This is a genomic window from Streptomyces sp. NPDC104313 (genome assembly GCF_055583985.1).
The window spans coordinates 1-4,523 of record NZ_JBVJMW010000029.1 but is presented as its reverse complement, the minus strand read 5'-3'; the positions used below and the strand labels follow the sequence as shown (position 1 = coordinate 4,523).

Sequence of the window (4,523 nt, the reverse complement as noted above, 5' to 3'; positions counted from 1 at the left end):
GGCAGCGCACCCATCGCCACGCGGGCGGCACACACCCCGCCGGCCGGGCAGGCCCGCCACGCACCCGCCGGGGCCGTGACGGTTCCACGCAGCCGGGCCCGGCTCCCGCCCGGACAGCACACACCCCGCCGGCCAGGCTGAGCACGCTTCGCCGTCCGGGCGGAGCACACCTCACCGGCCGGGCAGCGCACCCATCGCCACGCGGGCGGCACACACCTCACCGGCCGGGCAGGCCCGTCACGCACCCGCCGGGGCCGTGACGGTTCCACACGGCCGGGCCCGGCTCCCGCCCGGGGCGGCACACACCCCGCCGGCCGGGCAGGCCCGTCACGCCACGCGGGCGGCACACACCTCACGGCCGGGCGGAGCACACCTCGCCGGCCGGGCAGCACGCACCTCGCCACGCGGACAGCACACACCCCGCCGCAGGCAGCACGAACCTCGCCACTCGGGCGGCACACACCTCACCGGCCGGGCAGCGCACCCATCGCCACGCGGGCGGCACACACCCCGCCGGCCGGGCAGGCCCGCCACGCACCCGCCGGGGCCGTGACGGTTCCACGCAGCCGGGACCGGCTCCCGCCCGGACAGCACACACCCCGCCGGCCAGGCTGAGCACGCTTCGCCGTCCGGGCGGAGCACACCTCACCGGCCGGGCAGCGCACCCATCGCCACGCGGGCGGCACACACCTCACCGGCCGGGCAGGCCCGTCACGCACCCGCCGGGGCCGTGACGGTTCCACACGGCCGGGCCCGGCTCCCGCCCGGGGCGGCACACACCCCGCCGGCCAGGCAGCACGCGCCTCGCCACGCGGGCGGCGCACACCCCGCCGGCCGGGCAGCGTACCCATCGCCACGCGGGCGGCACACACCCCGCCACGCGGGCGGCACACACCTCACCGGCCGGGCAGGCCCGTCACGCACCCGCCGGGGCCGTGACGGTTCCACGCAGCCGGGACCGGCTCCCGCCCGGGCAGCACACACCTCGCCGCAGGCAGCACGCACCTCGCCACGCGGACAGCACACACCCCGCCGGCCAGGCAGCGCACCCATCGCCACGCGGGCGGCACACACCTCACCGGCCGGGCAGGCCCGCCACGCACCCGCCGGGGCCGTGACGGTTCCACACGGCCGGGCCCGGCTCCCGCCCGGGGCGGCACACACCCCGCCGGCCAGGCAGCGCACCCATCGCCACGCGGGCGGCGCACACCCCGCCGGCCGGGCGGAGCGCGCCTCGCCGCGGGCTGCCCTGCCCGGCAGGGCGCGGTCACCGGTTACCGGCACGATGACGGTGTGCCGGGCCGGCACCGTCGCCGGTGCCCCGGCCCGCCGGACCCACTCGCTCCGGCCGCGTGCGCCGGAACCCGGGTCCGGGGAAACAGACCGCGTCACGGAACATCCCCGGCCGGCATCTGCGCCGGCCCGGGCAGCCTCGGTGCCCGCGTTTCGGCTGCCACGGGCCGGCCTGCCCGAACTGGGCAGGCCGGTGAACCGGACTGTCCTCCCGCACACGGACGGCCCAGCACCCGCCCCTCCTTACACCGGGGGTCACCGTGCTGGAGGGCGGCAGTTCTGAACACCCGGCGGCGCGTTGTAGGGTGCGGCGACTGGGAGGCGGCATGGCTGAGACGACCAACCCGTTCGACGACGAGAACGCAGTATTCCGGGTGCTGCGCAACGACGAGGACCAGCACTCGCTGTGGCCGGAGTTCGCTCCGGTGCCCGCCGGGTGGCACGTGGTACACGGCCCGGACGGCCGGGCCGCGTGCCTGGCCCACGTCGAGGAGAACTGGACCGACCTGCGTCCGGCCTCCCTTCGCCGCACCATGGACGACCCGACCGGGTGAGCCACCGGACGGACACACGGCCTTCACCGTGACGGCGGCGGTGGACCGCTCCGTCACCCGCACCGCACTCCGCGCACGCCCGCCGCCGAAGGACACCTCGACAGCGGGCGTGCACCGCGCTGACTTCCGCGGCCGGACACCGGACTCAGCTCGACAACACATTTCGCACACTGTTACGGCATGCAATCGCCCGCGGGAACCCGGCGGCCTGGCGGCATAGGGGCAGAACAGTGAGTCAGTCCACACTTCCGTTTCCACGACCACGACCACGTTCACGGGAAAAGCGCGGGTCAGCCCTGATCGTGCAACAGGGCGCCTGGGACATGCCCAAGGAATCGATGCCGCTCGCCGCCGGCTATCTGACAGCCGCAGCACAGGCCGACCCCGTGGTGGGATACGAGTTCGACGTGGGAATACAGAACTTCCGCGGCGGAGAATCACTCGGCTCGATGGCACGCACCATCTTCTCCGGGAAGGTGCCGGACGTACTGGCATTCTCGGTCCTGGGCTGGAACCTCAACCAGTTCGGCGCGCTCGCCGAAACCTACAAGTCGGTACACCCGGACGGCTGGGTCATCTTCGGCGGAACACACGTCGCCCACCAAGCCGAACACGTCTTCCGACGGTTCCCCCAGGTAGACGTCATCGCCAACGGCGAGGGCGAGTTCACCTTCCGCGACCTGCTGCTCGCCGCCCTCGAGGAAAAGTCACCGCACGACCTCGCACAAGTACCGGGAATCTCCTACCGCGACGAAGAAGGCACGATCCACACCACCGCCGAGGCACCACGCATCGACGACCTGGACACCATCCCGTCACCCTTCCTCACCGGAGCCATCCCGCTGCTCGACCACAAAGGCCGGTTCCCCTACGACGTCGCACTGATGGAAACCAACCGCGGCTGCCCGTACAAATGCTCGTTCTGCTACTGGGGTGGCGCGGTCGGCCAGAAAATGCGCGGCTTCTCCCGCGAGCGGCTACGAGCGGAACTCGACATCTTCGGCTACCACCGGATACCCACAGTAGTATTGTGCGACTCCAACTTCGGCATGCGGCAGCAAGACGCAGAATTCATCGAGGACCTCGTCAGAACACGCGAAAAATACGGGTTCCCGCAGTCGCTGGAAACATCATGGGCGAAGAACAAGTCCAAAACATTCCACAACATCATCCGCCGGATGAAAGCCGAGGGATTCCAGAGCTCGTTCACCATCGCACTGCAGACACTCGACGACACCGCGCTCCGCGACATGGGCAGAAACAACATGCGGCTCAACGAGTGGAAAACCCTCGCCGCATGGCTCTCGGCGGAAGGACTCGACGCCTACGCCGAACTGATCTGGGGCGCCCCGGGAGAGACAGCCGACTCCTTCCTGACCGGCTACGACCAGCTGTCCGCACATGTATCCCGCATCGCCGTCTACCCCCTGCTACTCCTGCCCAACACCAACTACACGGAAAACCGTGAGGAACACGGCTTCGTCACCGTACGCGGCGACAACGACGACTTCGAGTACGTCCTCGCCAACCGCACCGTCACCATCGCCGAGAACACAAAGATGCAACGGTTCATGTTCTGGGCCCGGACCATGAGCGAGAACATGTACTTCCGGCACATCTGGATACCCCTACAAAAACTCGCCGGCCTCACCCAGAGCACCGTACTCCTGACCCTGTCCGACTGGTTCCAGGAATCAGATAACCCCGCAGCCACCGAACTCCTCAGCCACGGCCGCGAGTTCACCGACTCCAGCCTGGTCATCCAGTCACTCCACAAACTCTACACCGACCCCCGCCTCACACCCGTCTTCCAGCAATGGTGGAACGAAGCGATCCTCCCGAAAACACCCGCCCGGCACAGACCACTCCTCAACGAAATCTACCGCTACGACCACGCAACCCGCCCCATCTACACCCCAACAAACACCCCAACAAACACCCCACACACCGAACACACCGAACACACCGAAATACGCAACATCGACGGCCTCCCCCACTACATCCACACCAGCCAGCACTACCAATACCCCATACCCCACATCCTCAACGCCATCCGAACAAACCAGCCATACAACAACACACCCACCCCCGTCGAACTCACACTCGCACACCGCACCGGATTCCACGACTACCTCGACAACCACGAACTCACCACCTACTACACCGGCCAATGCATCAACATCCAAAAACACACACCACAACCAACAAACACCCCACACACCAACCCCACCACACACACCCACACACCCACACACCCACACACCCACACACCCACGTAATGCCAACCCGCCATGAACCGCCCCGCTTCGAATAGAGACTCGATTTCGTGAAAGGATCGAGTCATGGCACGACCTTCCCGTTACCCGCTTGAGCTCCGCCGTCGTGCGGTGCGCATGGTCGCCGAGGTGCGCGACGACTACCCGACCGAGACGGCTGCTCTGCAGGCGGTTGCCGAGAAGCTCGGCATCGGTTGCCGTGAGACGCTGCGGAACTGGGTGAAGCAGCACGAGATCGATGCGGGTCAGCGTCCGGGGGCGACTTCGGAGGAGTCTGCCCAGCTCAAGGCGTTGAGGAAGGAGGTCGCCGAGCTGAAGCGGGCGAACGACATCCTGAAGGCCGCGGCTAGTTTCTTCGCGGCCGAGCTCGACCGGTCACTCACACGCTCGTAGCGTTCAT

The 4,523-nt window shown here is 68.6% G+C and carries 2 protein-coding genes and 1 pseudogene; all 3 read left to right on the top strand.

All coding sequences use genetic code 11. From position 1 onward, the window contains the following. The first annotated feature begins 1,619 nt into the window (after positions 1-1,619). Complete coding sequence (locus ACZ60Q_RS35360) at positions 1,620-1,847, top strand: MbtH family protein (protein WP_469641673.1); 228 nt, start codon at positions 1,620-1,622, stop codon at positions 1,845-1,847. A 302-nt stretch (positions 1,848-2,149) separates the two neighbouring features. After that, the gene (locus ACZ60Q_RS35355) at positions 2,150-4,126 is read left to right on the top strand and encodes a KedN5 family methylcobalamin-dependent radical SAM C-methyltransferase (RefSeq protein ID WP_469641672.1); all 1,977 of its coding nucleotides are present in this window, start codon (positions 2,150-2,152) and stop codon (positions 4,124-4,126) included. A 63-nt stretch (positions 4,127-4,189) separates the two neighbouring features. Further along, a pseudogene (locus tag ACZ60Q_RS35350) lies at positions 4,190-4,523 on the top strand (transposase); the annotation flags it as partial.